13 protein-coding genes are annotated in these 15,909 nt (G+C 40.5%); 9 read left to right on the top strand and 4 right to left on the bottom strand.

Annotation, left to right across the window (positions count from 1 at the left end):
• The first annotated feature begins 226 nt into the window (after nucleotides 1–226).
• The gene (gene lepB, locus E6139_RS08345; RefSeq protein WP_316402599.1) at nucleotides 227–769 is read left to right on the top strand and encodes a signal peptidase I; all 543 of its coding nucleotides are present in this window, start codon (nucleotides 227–229) and stop codon (nucleotides 767–769) included.
• Nucleotides 770–810: 41 nt separating this feature from the next.
• On the opposite strand, the gene E6139_RS08340 is transcribed toward lepB, so the two are convergent.
• Complete coding sequence (locus tag E6139_RS08340) at nucleotides 811–2,187, bottom strand: PH domain-containing protein (protein WP_316402598.1); 1,377 nt, start codon at nucleotides 2,185–2,187, stop codon at nucleotides 811–813.
• Entirely contained in the window at nucleotides 2,187–2,561 is a 375-nt protein-coding gene (locus E6139_RS08335; protein ID WP_316402597.1) for a GntR family transcriptional regulator, read from the bottom strand. The genes E6139_RS08340 and E6139_RS08335 overlap by 1 nt, the downstream gene beginning before the upstream one ends.
• Nucleotides 2,562–2,745: 184 nt before the next feature.
• Here E6139_RS08335 and mnmA point away from each other — a divergent pair, with 184 nt between their 5' ends.
• The 6 genes from mnmA (at nucleotide 2,746) to E6139_RS08305 (ending at nucleotide 11,664) form a co-directional block, all read left to right on the top strand.
• Nucleotides 2,746–3,864, top strand: a complete 1,119-nt coding sequence (gene mnmA, locus E6139_RS08330) for a tRNA 2-thiouridine(34) synthase MnmA (protein ID WP_316402596.1) — start codon at nucleotides 2,746–2,748, stop codon at nucleotides 3,862–3,864.
• A 285-nt stretch (nucleotides 3,865–4,149) separates the two neighbouring features.
• A complete protein-coding gene (locus E6139_RS08325; RefSeq protein WP_316402595.1) occupies nucleotides 4,150–6,612 on the top strand; it encodes a MucBP domain-containing protein in 2,463 nt (820 codons plus the stop codon).
• 188 nt (nucleotides 6,613–6,800) lie between these two features.
• Entirely contained in the window at nucleotides 6,801–8,546 is a 1,746-nt protein-coding gene (locus tag E6139_RS08320; protein ID WP_316402594.1) for a carbon starvation protein A, read from the top strand.
• A 139-nt stretch (nucleotides 8,547–8,685) separates the two neighbouring features.
• Complete coding sequence (locus E6139_RS08315; protein WP_316402593.1) at nucleotides 8,686–9,408, top strand: LytTR family DNA-binding domain-containing protein; 723 nt, start codon at nucleotides 8,686–8,688, stop codon at nucleotides 9,406–9,408.
• Nucleotides 9,405–10,712 carry a GHKL domain-containing protein gene (locus E6139_RS08310; protein ID WP_316402592.1) on the top strand — a complete coding sequence of 436 codons (1,308 nt, stop codon included), beginning with the start codon at nucleotides 9,405–9,407 and terminating at the stop codon, nucleotides 10,710–10,712. The genes E6139_RS08315 and E6139_RS08310 overlap by 4 nt, the downstream gene beginning before the upstream one ends.
• A 112-nt stretch (nucleotides 10,713–10,824) precedes the next feature.
• Nucleotides 10,825–11,664, top strand: coding sequence for a type II CAAX endopeptidase family protein (locus E6139_RS08305; RefSeq protein WP_316402591.1), 840 nt, complete (start codon nucleotides 10,825–10,827; stop codon nucleotides 11,662–11,664).
• Between the two features lie 38 nt (nucleotides 11,665–11,702).
• Here E6139_RS08305 and E6139_RS08300 read toward each other — a convergent pair whose 3' ends face one another.
• Complete coding sequence (locus tag E6139_RS08300) at nucleotides 11,703–11,951, bottom strand: hypothetical protein (RefSeq protein ID WP_316402590.1); 249 nt, start codon at nucleotides 11,949–11,951, stop codon at nucleotides 11,703–11,705.
• Between the two features lie 60 nt (nucleotides 11,952–12,011).
• Entirely contained in the window at nucleotides 12,012–13,259 is a 1,248-nt protein-coding gene (locus E6139_RS08295; RefSeq protein WP_316402589.1) for a multidrug efflux MFS transporter, read from the bottom strand.
• Between the two features lie 244 nt (nucleotides 13,260–13,503).
• Here E6139_RS08295 and E6139_RS08290 point away from each other — a divergent pair, with 244 nt between their 5' ends.
• Nucleotides 13,504–13,875 (top strand): DUF1033 family protein, encoded by a 372-nt coding sequence (locus tag E6139_RS08290; RefSeq protein ID WP_316402588.1) that lies wholly within the window; start codon nucleotides 13,504–13,506, stop codon nucleotides 13,873–13,875.
• Nucleotides 13,814–15,889 carry a DNA topoisomerase III gene (locus E6139_RS08285; protein ID WP_316402587.1) on the top strand — a complete coding sequence of 692 codons (2,076 nt, stop codon included), beginning with the start codon at nucleotides 13,814–13,816 and terminating at the stop codon, nucleotides 15,887–15,889. The genes E6139_RS08290 and E6139_RS08285 overlap by 62 nt, the downstream gene beginning before the upstream one ends.
• The last annotated feature ends 20 nt before the right edge of the window (nucleotides 15,890–15,909 follow it).

The following is a 15,909-nucleotide window of genomic DNA, read 5'->3' as shown; positions in this document are numbered from 1 at the left end:
ACATCATAACTACCACTCCTTGTATTCGATTTCATAAATCTATTATAAAAGAAAAGACTGTAGACAGCATCCATAAAATGGACTTTGTCTACAGTCTGAGACATCGAGGAATCGATGTCTTATTTTTTAAATTCCTTGTGAAAAGTGAACTAGCGGTATTCACGATGGAATGACTGTGGTAAATTGAAAGTAAGCGATAACGGAAAGTATTTAAAGGAGGATGAAAATGAGAGGTAAGGAAATAGCGAAAACAGTTCTTTTATACGCGGTCATGCTCTGTGCGGTGTTCGCGTTGCGTCATTATGTATTTACACCTGTTGAGGCGATCGGGGATTCTATGAAGCCGAATCTAAATGACGGAGAGCGGATGTTTGGGCTGAAGCATGCGGAGATCAATCGATTTGATGTCGTGACTTTTCCAGCACCAGATGATCCTGGTGCGGATTATGTGAAGCGTGTAATCGGTTTGCCAGGGGATACAGTGGCTTACAAAAATGATCAGCTGTATATTAACGGCAAGAAATATGATGAGCCTTATTTGGATGAATACAAGGGAAAACTGACGGATGGACAGCCATTGACCTTTGATTTTGATCTGCAAGGGTTGTTTGGTTACGAGAAGGTTCCAGAAGGTCAGCTATTTGTTTTAGGTGATAATCGGCGCATTTCAAAGGATGGTCGAATCATCGGAATGATCAATCAAAAAGATATTTTGACCAATGTAAAATTTGTCTTTTGGCCGATCAATCGGATTGGTGTCGTAGATTAATAAGTTATCCCTCTTCAAATAGATGAAGAGGGATTTTTTTGTTATTGATGCGCTCGAACTTTTTGATAGACCTGTTTTGTTACAGAGGAATCTGTGTTGGTGTAATAATAGTCCCGATCTTTGGTGGTGATTTTCAAAATCGGTTTAGATTGATGATCTACAAAGAGTGTAGCTGATTTGCCATCAACCTTAAAGCTGCCGATGGCGTAATTTATAGAGGCAAGTCCGTTTACCTTCATTCCAATCGTGGGCATTTTATTAATCAAGCTTACTTCCTCAATGCTGTTGTAGTTAATGTTGCTTTCACGATAGAGAGGTCCATCTAGAACAATACTCTCTTGTTTCACTTCATAAGTCAGTGGATCAGGATGATAATCCAAAATATACAATGGAACAACGACGATCAGCATAACACTAATCAATATAGCAGGGATGAGCCCAATAAAGATTTTCCCGCCTATTCTTGCCAAATTGATTGTAATGTTTAATCCAATCCGATCAGGAAGCATTAAGCGGCGATCATCTGGATTATAGTAAATACCATAACGCCAATAATAATCATCACCGGTGTAACGAAAGCTGGTCGTTTGAGTCAGCAGCTGGTCCTGTTTGTTACGCAAACGAAACAGCCACCAAATAGTAAAACCGCAGAAAAGAAAGATTAATAAGAACTCACTGGTCATTAAAACTTCAAAAAAGTGGCTTTCAATAGACATCGACAACAGTGGGAGATAAACAATCAGGTTTATAAAAATACTTGTTGCCACCATAAAAGCAGACCAGTAGAATTTTGTCAGATCATTGTATTGGCGATTGATGGTTGAATCATTCGTCAAAGCTCGTACCGGTAGTCGGCCAATCGCCCACCACCCCAAAACAAACAGAGCTAAAGTAAGTCCGCATGCGAATAATAAGATCCAGGTCAAACTCCCCATTTCTTGTTGATGAAGCACGAACGTTAACAAGATCAGTACTCCAAAAGAAAGAGCAAACCACCAAGGAGACACCAATTTTCGATTTTTTTCAAGAACGAGCTTGGTATCGACTTGAATAGGTTGTTCCGTTAACTGCCAGCCATTATCTACAATTAGTTGATGACCTTTACGGATATAGCGAATCTGTAATAAATAGCCTGATCCGATCGTGATATATAGAAGAACGAAAAAAAGCATCATGAAGAGCGAATCTTTCATCGGGATTAGCAAACTTAAATCTAAAACAGTCAAGATCCCGGCTAATTGAAATTGACGCTTGCGATAGTTTTTTCTAAAGGACAGCACTTGGGGATCATCGATCTTATCTGCTGGAAAAGTATTTTCCACGATCACATAATTGTGGGGCTTGGCTGCCAACGAGTTCGTAAAAGCCATGATAAAGTTGCAAAAAATTAAAATAATCAAAATAAATGGGGATAGCATCAGACCTCATCCTTTCTGAAACTCGTCAAAATCGTTTGAACTTTCTCCCGAACCGCATTTTCATCAGGTTCGGCTAAGTAAAGTTCGGCCAATAGTAAAGTCAGGTTTTCTTCGCTGGTCTGTTTAGTAGTGACGGGTAAGGGCGCAACCAGTGTTCCTTTGCGGCGATCGGTAATCAAGTAGCCTTCTTCCCGCAATTGCTGGTACCCCTTTGAGACCGTCATCGTATTAACACCCAGTTCATCCGCAAATTGCCGGACGGTTGGCAGCTGTTCGTTTGGTTTTAATTCGCCGCGAGCAATACCGATAATGATTTGCTTGCGTAATTGTAAATAGATCGGTTCTTCCGAATGAGGATCAATTTCTAAAATCATGTATTCGCCCTCCTTTGTATTATTTATATTAATACAAACAATACAAAAAGACAATAAAAATTGGTCCTCAAAGAATTATCTATCGAAAATTTAAGATTTATGTTGTATAATGCGACATACTGAAAAGTTGCGACCTTCAAATCGTAGAGTTTTCGGAAATCTATTTTGAAATGATGGTGATACTGTGTCTAACAGCAACACAAGAGTCGTCGTAGGAATGAGCGGCGGCGTCGATTCATCTGTAACAGCTTTGTTGTTAAAGGAACAAGGCTATGATGTAGTCGGCATTTTTATGAAAAATTGGGACGACACTGATGAAAATGGTGTTTGTACCGCGACAGAAGATTATAAGGACGTGGCGAAAGTCGCTGCCCAAATTGGCATTCCTTATTACTCTGTCAACTTTGAGAAGGAATATTGGGACCGTGTCTTTGAATATTTCTTAGCGGAATACCGTGCAGGCCGCACGCCAAATCCAGATGTGATGTGTAACAAGGAAATCAAATTCAAGGCTTTCTTAGATTATGCGATGGACTTAGGTGCTGACTATGTAGCAACCGGACATTATGCTCAAGTCGAAAGAGACGAAAATGGCGTGGTTCATATGCTGCGTGGTGTTGACAACAACAAGGATCAAACGTATTTCTTGAGTCAACTTTCGCAGGAACAATTAGCTAAGACGATGTTTCCTTTAGGCGGCATGCAAAAACCAGAAGTTCGTGCAATTGCTGAACGCGCTGGCTTAGCCACTGCCAAGAAAAAGGATTCGACAGGCGTTTGCTTCATCGGCGAAAAGAATTTCAAGCAATTCCTAAGCAACTATTTGCCAGCGAAAAAAGGTAAGATGGTCACTTTAGACGGTGAAGAAAAGGGTACCCACGATGGGTTGATGTATTATACTATCGGTCAACGCCAAGGTTTAGGAATCGGCGGCGGTGGAAAAACCAATGATCCATGGTTTGTTGTAGGGAAAGATTTATCTACCAATACATTATATGTCGGTCAAGGCTTCCATCACGAAGCACTTTATGCGACCAGCTTAGATGCTAGTGAAATCCACTTCACGACGAACGAAAACCGACCAAAGGAATTCAAATGTACAGCAAAATTCCGTTATCGTCAGCAAGATGTGCCTGTAACGGTCCGTTTATTAGACGACGATCGTGCAGAAGTAATCTTCGATGATCCAGTTCGTGCTATTACGCCAGGACAAGCTGTTGTTTTCTATGATGGCATGGAATGTCTAGGTGGCGGCTTGATTGATCATGCCTACCAAGAAGCAAAAGAATTACAATATATCTAGAGAGAATGACTGAGGCTGCTCTGCAAAGAGTGGTCTCTTTTTTTATGAATAAGTATTCCTTGTGGTTACACTTAAAAAAAAGGGGAACGCCGACTCCTGATATTTTATTCTCTAATAATATAGATATAATTATCAGCGACCTGAATACTATAACACGCGTTATATAATTAATGTCAAACTTTATTTATAACTTTATTTATAAATGCTTCTTGATTATAAATAAGAAATAGATTAGAATGTTTTTTAATTAATATTATTTTTAATAGAGAGGAACTTGATCAAGACGTGAACACAAAATTAAAAAGAGAAATGTCGGCTGCTGAAAATTTAAAACGCTTTATCCCATTATGCGTCTGTGTATTAATGATAATCAATCTTACAACACCTGTATTTGTCTATGCGCAGGAAAATCAAACAGCCGCTGTTGTAGCAGAGAATAATGTGAATAAAGCAGCAGAAAATGTTGCATCTGGAGTTTTGGGTACGTGTAACTGGCGAATCTCTTCAGATGGTATTCTGACTATTGATAGTGGGAATTTACCTAATAATTTCATTGCTTCTCCATGGGGACAGTATAGCAGCTTGATAAAGGAAGTAAGGCTTTCTGGCGAGATTATTGCGGGTGATTATCTTAATTACTTATTCGATGGACTAAGCAATGTTACAAATATTCAGAATTTAAACTATTTGAACACTTCTAAGACGACGAGAATGATGTACGTTTTTAGAAATTGTTCTTCATTACAAAGCTTGGATTTATCCTCTTGGGATACATCTAAGGTGGTAACCTTTACCGCTATGTTTAATGGCTGTAGAAGTATCTCTAATTTAGATTTATCTACGTTTGATACATCTAGTGCCAATTCATACTACATGATGTTTAATAATTGCCCGGCACTAAAGGCGCTTAATATTCGAAGCTTTGGGAAAAATGGAACAACTTCAGCCTATAATATGTTTGATGCTTCAAATGTAAATCTTTACAGTATTACAGTCGGCAACTTTACTCCCTTTAAGTCGGATAGCAGCGGGCTGCCTGAACATACTGAATCAGGTGCAATTACAAAAGGGTGGATCGGAGTAAATTCAAAGAAATATTACTCAACGACTAGAGAATTCACTCGGACATATGATGGATCAAATCCAGATACCTATGTGTGGGCTGCTTTCGTGTCGGTAAATTACCATGACGAACTAGGAAAGACCATTCACGAAGAAAACAAATTGTTTGGTTCATTAGGAGAGACATACGATACTACCACAAGTGACTTAAAATTGGACATTCCTGGCTACCAGCTTGATACCGATCAGCTTCCTATAAATGCTGTTGGAACATTTCAAAATGATCCGCAAACAGTTACTTACATTTACAAAAAAGATTCAGTCAAAGCCAAGGACTTGACCGTGAACTATCAAGATACCGATGGTGAAACAATCGCCGAATCGAAAACTATTTCCGGAAGTATCGGAAAGGTCTATGATGTCTCTACTGATGAATACAAGTTAGATATTGCGGGATATTCCTTCAAAGAAATAAAGGGAGAACCCACAGGAAAGCTATCTGATGTTGAACAAACTGTAACATTTGTGTATAGCAAAGATAAAAATTCGATCAAAGCCAAAGACCTGACCATTAACTATCAAGATACAGATGGCAAAACATTAGCTAAAACAAAAACGATTTCTGGAGATATCGGAGACAGTTATGATGTTTCGGGTGATGAATATAAACTAGCGATTGAAGGCTACACCTTCAAAGAAGTCCAAGGAGACTTGATAGGTGAGCTATCTGATATTGAACAGGCAGTAACATTTGTGTATAGCAAAGATAAAAATACGATCAAAGCCAAAGACCTGATCATTAACTATCAAGATACAGATGGCAAAACATTAGCCAAAACAAAAACGATTTCTGGAGATATCGGAGACAGTTATGATGTTTCCGGTGACGAGTATAAGCTGACGATCGATGGCTATTCTTTCAAGGATGTTCAAGGAGAAATGGTAGGCGAGCTATCTGACACTGAACAGACGGTTACATTCGTCTATATCAAGGATAAAAGTGTGATAAAAGCGAAAGACCTAACGATTAACTATCAAGATACAGAAGGAAGAACTATCGCAGAGTCGAAAACTATTTCTGGAAATGTTGGAGACAACTATGATGTCTCTGCTGCTGAGTACAAATTAACTATTGAAGGCTACACTTTTAAAGAAGTTCAAGGTGAAGCAATAGGCACTTTATCTGTTGTGGACCAGACAGTTACACTTGTCTACAGTAAAAATAAAACTTCAATCAAAGCCAAAGATTTAACCGTAAATTACCAGGATGAAAATGGAAAGACCTTAGCCGAATCAAAAACAATATCTGGAAATATTGGCGATAAATATGATATTTCAGGTAGCGACTACAAATTAACCATCAAAGGCTATACTTTCAAAGAAGCTAAAGGTGAGCTTAAGGGAATACTGTCTGACATTAACCAAACAACAATGTTTGTCTACAGTAAAGATATTGTCAAAGATTTGAATAAACCGGTCGACAAAGGCAACAGTAGCAATAAGACGAATATTAGTACTAAGAATAATCTAAATACTAAGAAAACTTTCCCTAGTTCAGCTCAAAAGATATTGCCTCGCACCGGCGAAGCAACGAATCAATGGTCCACGATTCTTGGGCTAGTCCTTGTTGCTCTTACAATCTTTATATGGTTTTTCAAAAACAAAAGTGGAAAAAGTACAAATTAGACGAATGACGAAAAATAGTCCTTAATAGGGCTATTTTTTTCTGCACGGTACTCAGTTAGAAAAATGTTCACTCAAACAATTTACAGAAAATTCTTGAAAATTAGAATGATTCTCTTTACATCCACATGTAGTTGTGGGAATATACTAATTAAATATTTATTATAAAATGAAGAGAGTTGGGTGAGTGTATGAATGGAGTTGTTCTTTTAGTATTTGCAATTATTTGTTTTATCGCTGCTTATTTTGTTTATTCTCGTTGGTTGGAAAAAAAATGGGGAATTAATCCTAAGGCTGTGACACCAGCGATTGCCTTGGAGGACGGCGAGGATTATGTTCCAGAACCGGCTTTTGTCGTGTTTAGTCATCAATTTTCATCGATCACGGGTGCGGGGCCTGTAACTGGTCCGATTATTGCTGCGATGTTTGGCTGGCTGCCGGCCTTTTTATGGATTCTGTTCGGCGGGATTTTCTTTGGAGCTGTTCATGACTTTGGAGCGTTATATGCGTCGGTCAAAAATGAAGGAAAATCAATTGGTCTGATCATTGAAAAATACATTGGAAAAGTTGGGAAGAAGCTGTTTCTATTATTCTGCTGGTTGTTCGCTCTATTAGTTATTGCGGCATTTGGCGACATCGTTGCAACGACATTTAATGGATTAACGCCAGACGTTCCGGCTGCAGTAAATACAGCCAATGCTTCGGCTGCTTCGATCTCGATGTTGTTTATCATTTCCGCTGTAGCGGTCGGCTTCTTTATGAAGAAGGTTCATTTAAAGGGAATTCTGATGCATGTTTTTGGAATCGCTGTTCTGCTGGTGACACTGGCTATTGGGATTATGTTCCCAATTTTTGCCGACAAACAGACATGGCTTTTGATCGTATTCGCGTATTTGTTCTTAGCTTCTGTGATGCCGATTTGGCTGTTGATGGCGCCCCGGGATTTTCTTAGCACCTACATGTTGTTGGGAATGATCATCGCCGCTGTTTTGGGGCTGTTGGTGGAAGCACCGATGGTAGAGTTGAATGCCTTCAATGGTTTTGCGGTTCAGGATGCAACCGGAAATGTGAAGTACCTGTTTCCGATTCTATCTATCACCGTTGCCTGTGGTGCGGTCTCAGGCTTCCATAGTTTGGTATCGTCAGGAACCTCCTCTAAACAAGTAACCAATGAGAAGCATATGCGTCCGATCAGCTATGGCGCAATGATGTGTGAGTGTGTGTTGGCGGTGGTTGCTTTGGTAGTAGCAGGTGCTGTTGCGCAAAATGGACAGCTGCCAGCAGGAACGCCTTTCCAGATTTTTTCTGGATCAGTCGCTGGTTTCTTAACAAAATTTGGGTTGCCGCTGAATGTTGCGCAAGCCTTCATGACGATGTGTGTTTCGGCGCTGGCCTTAACTTCACTGGACTCAGTCGCGCGTATCGGTCGGATGTCGCTGCAGGAATTCTTCTATGAAGAAGGGGTTGAGCAAAAAGGCTTGGCGAAATTATTGTCCAATAAATACGTGGCGACAGTAGTTACCTTGGGTGTAGGCTTTGTGTTGGCACTTGGCGGATACAACAGTGTTTGGCCGCTCTTTGGATCAGCGAATCAATTATTGGCTGCGATGGTTATGATCGCTGTGGCAGTCTATATGAAAACCTCAAAAAAATCCGGTGTCATGTTCTACATTCCAATGGGGATCATGTTGGCAGTCACCTTTACAGCATTAGGCATGTCGATCTACGGATTAGTAACAAAATTGATCAATGCGACGCAATACCTTGTAACGATCCCGGCAGTTCCTAAGGCAGGACAATTTGTCTTCTTATCCGACGGGCTGCAGCTTGTTTTCGCCTTCCTGTTATTAGGCTTAGGAATCATGGTGGCGACTAAGTGTCTGCGCTCTTTATTTAATGTAGAAACGAAAAGCTCTGAGAAAGCTATAGCCGAATAATGACGAAACGACTCTGAAAAGGGTCGTTTTTATTTTGCGGAAGTAAAAGAAAATATGCATGAGGTTCTTGTTTATTAGAATTAGATGAAGGATACTGAATAAAAAGGTTTTAGGCTCAAAAAACGAAATGGAGGGAAAAATGAATATAGCAATCTGTGATGATAATCCGAAAATGATTGGTCAGATCGAAACACTGTTGTTGTCGTTTTTTGACAATGATCCGAATCAATTTAGTTATGAGGCCTTTCTTTCCGGTGAATCGCTTATTGATCACTTGAATAGAGAAGAGGCGCATTTCCAGATTTATCTGCTAGATGTCGAGATGAAGGCATTAGACGGTTTTGAGGTCGCTCGTTCTATCCGAGAAAAGGACCAGCAGGCGATCATCATCTTTATTACCAGTCATGTGGAGTGGATGCCGGAGGCTTTTGAGGTCAATGCTTTTCACTATTTGATCAAGCCGATTGATGAGGTAAAGGTCAAACAAGTGTTGACGAAAGCCGTGGAGCAACTGTCTTTGCGGAAAATGATTCTGCAGTTTACGATCCAGAAAAAGATTTATACGGTATATTTAGGTCAGGTAGAATATTTTGAAAGCATGAAACGCAAGATGATCATTCATTTGAAGAACGGGAAAGAGTATGAATACTATGGGACGATGAAGGAAGTCATCGATAAAGTTTCATCGCAGCTTTTCACGCAGATCCATCATTCCTATGTAGCGAATATGGACTATATTCAAACGAAGAGCGGTGAAACGATCGTGATGCAGTCAGGTCGGGAGATCACGATCACAAAGAAATTTCAGAAGTCCTTTCAACAGGCATATCGAAATTATGTCTTGATGAGGACCAAAATATGAGTCTATCAATCCTGTTCGAACTTCTCAAAACAATCAATGACATTTTTATCGTGAGTGTCTTCTTTTCCTGCTATTTATCAGGACGTTCATTGGAATATTGGAAAAAGCACAAATTAAAAGCTGTTCTTGCGATACTCACAGTCGCGACTGCATACTTGATCCGAAATATCAGCCCGTTGTACTTGTCCTTTGGTTCCTTTTATATGGTCATCAACATTGTTACGTACGTGTTTTTGATGTACAGCATCGGCTATTTCTTCTTTAAAGGCAGATCTGCGACCAAATTTTTATTGATTTTTCTATCGATGATTATTTTATTGCTGTTCGATTTTCTGGTCTATTTGGTGATCGATGGACTGTTCGGCGTGAATTATTTTGACTCGAATCAGCTTTCCTATTCCTATGGGGGAATATTTGCCAGTCAGTTTATCCAGTTAATCGCAGTTTTTCTCTTGAGGGCACGACGAAAAGCACCTTTAGCGCTTCATGGGAAAAGCAGCTTCTATTTTTTACAAGTCATCATTCCGTTCATGACCAGTCTCTTTTTTATCATTTATCCCGTCTTTGTTGAACAACAAACGCAGGATGGCGATGCGCGCTTTTTCATGGTCGTTTTACTATTTGCGGTTATTAATCTGGTGCATTTTGTGGTGCTTGAGATCCATCAGAAGCTAGAAAAGGAAAATTACGAAAATCTCTTTTTAGTTCAAGAATTCGCTCATCGCGAAGAATACTACCAGCAGATGGAAAATCATCAAACGAAAATTCGCGCGATTCGTCATGATCTGAAGAATCAATTGTTGACCTTAACAACCTCCAACGGTGAATCAGAAGCACAGATCGAACAGCTGTTAGAGGAAGTCATTAAAGAAGAAGCCTGCCAGTTCACACAGAACAGCGGAGTCAATCAATTACTCAGCAATAAATACCAACGGGCTCAGGAAAGTGATATCCAAACGAACTTTGACATCCAGGTCCCAGCGGAGATGGGCTTTGAAATGCGTGATCTAGGTGCCTTGATCGGGAATGCGGTAGACAATGCGATTGAAGCTTGCCAACGTTGCGCTACTGAACGAAAGATCGACTTGAGACTGATTTATTTCAATCATATGCTGCTGCTGGAGATCGAAAATACGACAGCCGAACAGGTGACAGATTTTAAAACACAAAAGAAAAAGGCCTTTGACCATGGTTTTGGTGTCAAAAGCATTCAAGCAATCACTGAGAAATATCACGGAGATATGCTCTATGAAGCCAAAGAGCATTCTTTTCGGTTAGAGCTGTCAATCTGGGAACCAAACTAAATCAAGTTGTTACATGAAAAAGGGTCAAACGTTACAATTTGGCTAAAAGATAAAAATTTCCTTCTATACTAAAGTCAGTTAATAAATGACAAGCAAATAGGAGGAAGTAAAAATGATGAATAATGAAAAAGGGTATAAACCAGGGAAATTTTTCGGTTGGGTGTTTTTGATTACATGGGGAAGCTGGCTGATTGCTGCTTATCTAAGTTACAATCATCCCGATCCTGATTTTTACTCAGTCTTCTTGATCCCAGGATTATTTGCGCCAGTTCTGGTCACGATCGCCTTTATCGCAATGCCAAAGAATCGTCAAATCAGAAAAGATTTTTTCCAACGACTATTCGATGTAAAAAAAGTCAATCTGGCTCCGTTAGTAAAGATTTGCCTGATTATGGGCTCATCAGTCATACTGGCAATTTTGGTCTCAGTTTTATTCGGCGGTTCGCTGGATCAATTACAATTATCAGAAGATTTCAAGTTTTCGGCAGGTTCGATCCCAGTTCTATTGGTTATGATCGTAGCACCGATCCTAGAGGAAATCGGCTGGCGTGGTTATGGAGTGGATGCATTGTTAAGCCGCTTTAGCTTATTGATAGGTTCGTTATTATTCGGCTGTTTGTGGTCCTTCTGGCATCTGCCGTTGATGTTTGTAAAAAATTATTCGATGAATTTGTTACTGCAGGAAAATGTCTGGTTTGCGGTGAACTACTTCGCGAGTATCATTCCACTAGGGATCATTTTGAACTGGCTTTATGTTAAAAGCAATCGCAGCACGATGGCACTAATTATTTTCCATATTTTCTTGAACTTCATGCAGACCTCGACTCAAATGACCGAATGGACTAGCTGTATTCAAACGATAATTATCATCAGCATTGCTGGATTGATCGTTGTGACGAATAAAGAGTTGTTCTTCCCGAATATACAGGTGTATTCAGAACTTGAAGCATAATAAAAAGCAGTGATCGTCAATTGGCGATCACTGCTTTTCTATGAAAGGCTTTGGGCAAAATGCGCCATAGCGACTTTCACTTCATTTAATTTTTCTGGTTTGATCAGAGGGAAGAGTCTTTCCTGCAGCTTTTTAAACTCCTGCAAGCTCAAAGCATCTGTTTTTTGATCAGCAAAGCTTTTGATCAAGATTTCCTTTGCCTCGTCTTCTTTTCCTTCTATTGTATTGTTAAGGAAAAAGTCGAGAAATTTTAATTGTCCATCAAGCATATTATTCACTTCTTTCATTAGAATCCTTTTCTAGTATAAAAAACTAACGAAAAACTTACCATTAATAAGCCTTGGGAATTAATGCGCTTGTTGCGATTCCTGCAGCTTCTCGTCAATTTCCTTCGTATTGTGATGAACTAGCAGGTAATTCGTCAACACGAGTGCGGATGTGGATATAAAGACACCACGATAACCAAAGATCGAAGACACACTGGAGCCGATCATCGGACCGACAACATTTCCTGCTGCTTGGAAGGACTGATTGTAGCTGAAGATCCTGCCAGCCGCCTCCTGTGGTGAGTATTTTGTAATTAAGGCTTGCACAGCAGGTAATAGACAGGCATCCGAAATACCGACCAAGAACCGTAGAAAAGCCAGCTGCCAGACATTCGTAACAATTGACATTGGTAGAAAGACCAGCATGGCAAAAATCAAGCCGATTCCTAAAACTTTTTCACTGCCGATTTTATCACCAAGGCGACCAAAGCGAGGTGCGGCGATCAAGGTAGCGATGCCGGGAATCGAAGCGATAATCCCGCTGACCAAGGTAATGTTTCCGTGACCATGCATCAATTGCCGAATATAAAGGCTGATGATCGGACTGATCGAATTGTTCGAAGCTTGAATGATCAGAGTCGTAATGAACATACCGATCACAACATGCGGATATTTCAAGCTATGAAAGATTTCCTTCGCAGGAAGCATATCCTTTTTCTCAACTGGGGTAAATTCTTCATGTACGAAGAAAAGACTTAGTAGAAAGACTAAAAACAAGATACTGCCGGTGATAAAGAAGGTTAGACGATAACCAAATATTGAAGCAGTGACACCGCCGACTAATGGACCCAGCAGGTTTCCAGTGACAGCACCGGTTGCCAGAGTCCCAAGCACCTGTCCGCTTTTTTCTCGTGGAGTTCCTGTGGCTACGAGGGCAGTCGCATTACTGATGTACCCGGAAAAGACGCCTTGAAGCAAGCGCAGACCAATCAGTTGATAGACATTTCCAACAGTGCCCATCAAACTGATGACAATCGCCATACCAAGTGAAGCGCGCAGCAGCATGAGTTTTCGGCCCTTTTGGTCAGCCAATCGCCCCCATAAAGGTGAAACGATCGCGGTGATCAAAAAAGTCGAAGAAAACGTAATCCCGCTCCAAAAGTTTAATTGCTGATTCGTGTAGCTGCCTAATGAATCAATGTATAGGGACATAAACGGCATGACCAGACTGAAGCCGATGCCAGCCATGAAAGTGCCAAACCATAAAACGATCAGATTCTTTTGCCAAGTGGGACGAGGTTGAAATAATTTATTTTTGATTTTACTCAAGCTAAAACATGCCTTCTTTCAATTTCTATGAAATTTTCAAAAACCGTTTTTCATTATAACTCTCTAAAGAGTCATATAAAATTCTTCCGCATTGTGGTACGATAGAATTAAGAAAAAATCAATTTTTTTCTGCAAAATTTTTGTAGATATCTGGATTTTTCTTGAATTTGTTTCAGCTGGAAACATTATTCTTGAATTTTTATTTCATGAAACTTATGATTGAGATGGAAAGAAGGGTAGCGGGATGTATCAAGTAATAACCATGTATGGCGATAATGAACCTTGGTGGTTCTTTGAAGAATGGCAAGAGGATATTCAAGAGACCGCGGCTTTTGAGGATTTTGACGCGGCTGTAGCATATTATGAACATCGTTGGAGTGAGCTCCAAAAGACTAATACATATAGCAATGCAAAACATAACTATTTAAGCGCATTTTGGAAAGAACAGGACGAACGCTGGTGTGAAGAGTGTGATGATTATTTGCAGCAGTATTGGGGACTGGCGCTATTAAAGGATGAGCAGCCATTAACGGTTGACAGCAGAAAGGAATTTTATGAAACAGCTAATTATAGCGGAAAAGCCAAGTGTTGCAAGAGACTTGAGCAAGGTGCTTAACGCCAATCAAAAGAATAAGAATTACTTTGAAGGACCCAATGTTGTTGTGACTTGGGCCCTTGGTCATTTATTGAGCCTAAAAATGCCGGAGGATTTGAATAAAGAGTGGCAAGGCTGGCAGATGGAAACATTACCGATGATTCCTAAAAATATCGGTATCAAACCATTACCGAAAACACGCGGGCAATTAAGCACGATCCAGAAGCTCGCTAAACGCAAGGATATTTCAGAAGCGGTGATCGCCACCGATGCTGGACGTGAAGGAGAATTAGTTGCACGTTGGATCTTAGAATATGTCCGATTTGAAAAACCAGTTAAGCGGTTATGGATCTCTTCTCAAACTACGAAGGCGATCAAAGATGGCTTCAAAAATCTAAAGCCTGCTAAAGAGTATGACAATTTGTATTACTCTGCATTGGCGCGTGCAAAAGCGGACTGGCTAGTCGGACTGAATGTGACACGTGTATTAACGGTGAAATATGAAGACAGTCTGTCCGCTGGTCGGGTACAAACACCAACGCTTGCGATGGTCCGTCAGCAGGAGAAGAAGATTGAAAAATTCCGTCCGCAAAACTATTTCGTCATTTCTTTAGAAGTCGATGGACAGAAAGCTAAGCTCAATCAAAAAAATCCGTATGGCATCACAGAACGCGAAGCAGCTGAAAAGCTAGTCAAAGAACTGTCTCAGCAAAAAGGGACAGTTACTGATATTTCAGAAAAAGAAAAGACAGAACCAGCACCGCTGCCCTATGATTTAACTGAAATCCAACGGGAAGCGAATGCCCGGTATCAATTTTCTGCGAAAAAAACTTTGTCATTGGTTCAAAGCTTGTATGAAACACATAAAATAGTGACATATCCACGAACAGATAGTAAATATCTGACCAACGATATGAAGGCGACCATGAAGGAACGTTTGCAGGCAGTGATCGACTTTGCGCCAGAGGTCAAAACCTATATCAAGAACGGCGCACAAGTGAAGCAAAAACGCGTGTTTCAGGATAACAAGGTAACGGACCACCATGCCTTGATCCCGACCGAGCAGCGTCCACGCTTTGAAAAGTTGTCGACCGATGAACAACGCATCTACAATATGATCGTGACTCGCTTCTTAGGGTTATTTGCTGATGCTCACAAAGAAAGTCAGCAAAAAGTGACTGTAACATTCCAAAAGGAAACCTTCACCTTCCGCCAGAGCAAAGTCTTAGTAGCTGGCTGGAAACCGGTAGAAGAAGCGAAGAAAGCTGTTCAATGGACCGATGGGATGAAGATCGTACCGAATTTTACGATTGAAAAAGCCTTAACCACACCGCCGAAGCCATTAAATGAAGGAACATTGCTGGCTCAAATGGAGAAGCATAGCTTGGGTACTCCAGCGACTCGGGCGGAAATCATCGAGAAACTGATCAAATCAGAACTGATGGAACGGACGAATACAGGATTACTGGTTTCACCGAAAGGCAAGCAATTGCTGGAACTAGTGAATCCATCATTAGTAACGCCAGAGCTGACCGAAAAATGGGAAAAGCAATTAGAATCGATCGCCAATGGCAAATACAGCAGCAAGCAATTTCTACAGGAGATCGAGGCGGATACCAAAAAATTAGTCAGTGAAGTCAAGCACAGTGATAAAAAATATCAAGACTTCTCAATCACAGCGAAGAAATGTCCCGAGTGTGGTTCACCACTACGAGAAAAAAACACCCGCGATGGGAAAATCTACATTTGTACCAATCCAGAGTGTAATTATCGTCGCCGTAAAGATCCAAAAGTCTCGAATCATCGCTGTCCACAATGCCATCGCAAAATGGAGATCATTGATGGAAAGAACGGTTCTTACTTCCGTTGCAAGTATGACGGAACAACAGAAAAGATGTTAGACAAGAAGGAACGCTCGAAGAAAATGACGAAACACGAAGAACGTCGTTTATTGAAGAAGATTAATGATCAAGAAGAGCCACAAGAAAGTCCATTAGCTGCAGCGCTAAAAGCAGCAATGAAGGACCAAGACTAAATAGCAGCCGCCAAACCCGA

The organism is Enterococcus sp. (genome assembly GCF_032555305.1).
In the GTDB taxonomy this organism is placed as follows: Bacteria; Bacillota; Bacilli; order Lactobacillales; family Enterococcaceae; genus Enterococcus_A.
Note: the sequence above shows the minus strand (reverse complement) of the source record. Positions and strands in the feature narration are given on the sequence as shown.

Excerpts from the sequence above, each read along its gene's own strand:
- lepB (WP_316402599.1), top strand. The coding sequence starts at position 227 with ATGAGAGGTAAGGAAATAGCGAAAACAGTTCTTTTATACGCGGTCATG.
- E6139_RS08340 (WP_316402598.1), bottom strand. The coding sequence starts at position 2,187 with ATGCTATCCCCATTTATTTTGATTATTTTAATTTTTTGCAACTTTATC.
- E6139_RS08335 (WP_316402597.1), bottom strand. The coding sequence starts at position 2,561 with ATGATTTTAGAAATTGATCCTCATTCGGAAGAACCGATCTATTTACAA.
- E6139_RS08320 (WP_316402594.1), top strand. The coding sequence starts at position 6,801 with ATGAATGGAGTTGTTCTTTTAGTATTTGCAATTATTTGTTTTATCGCT.
- E6139_RS08315 (WP_316402593.1), top strand. The coding sequence starts at position 8,686 with ATGAATATAGCAATCTGTGATGATAATCCGAAAATGATTGGTCAGATC.
- E6139_RS08310 (WP_316402592.1), top strand. The coding sequence starts at position 9,405 with ATGAGTCTATCAATCCTGTTCGAACTTCTCAAAACAATCAATGACATT.
- E6139_RS08305 (WP_316402591.1), top strand. The coding sequence starts at position 10,825 with ATGATGAATAATGAAAAAGGGTATAAACCAGGGAAATTTTTCGGTTGG.
- E6139_RS08300 (WP_316402590.1), bottom strand. The coding sequence starts at position 11,951 with ATGAAAGAAGTGAATAATATGCTTGATGGACAATTAAAATTTCTCGAC.
- E6139_RS08290 (WP_316402588.1), top strand. The coding sequence starts at position 13,504 with ATGTATCAAGTAATAACCATGTATGGCGATAATGAACCTTGGTGGTTC.
- E6139_RS08285 (WP_316402587.1), top strand. The coding sequence starts at position 13,814 with ATGAAACAGCTAATTATAGCGGAAAAGCCAAGTGTTGCAAGAGACTTG.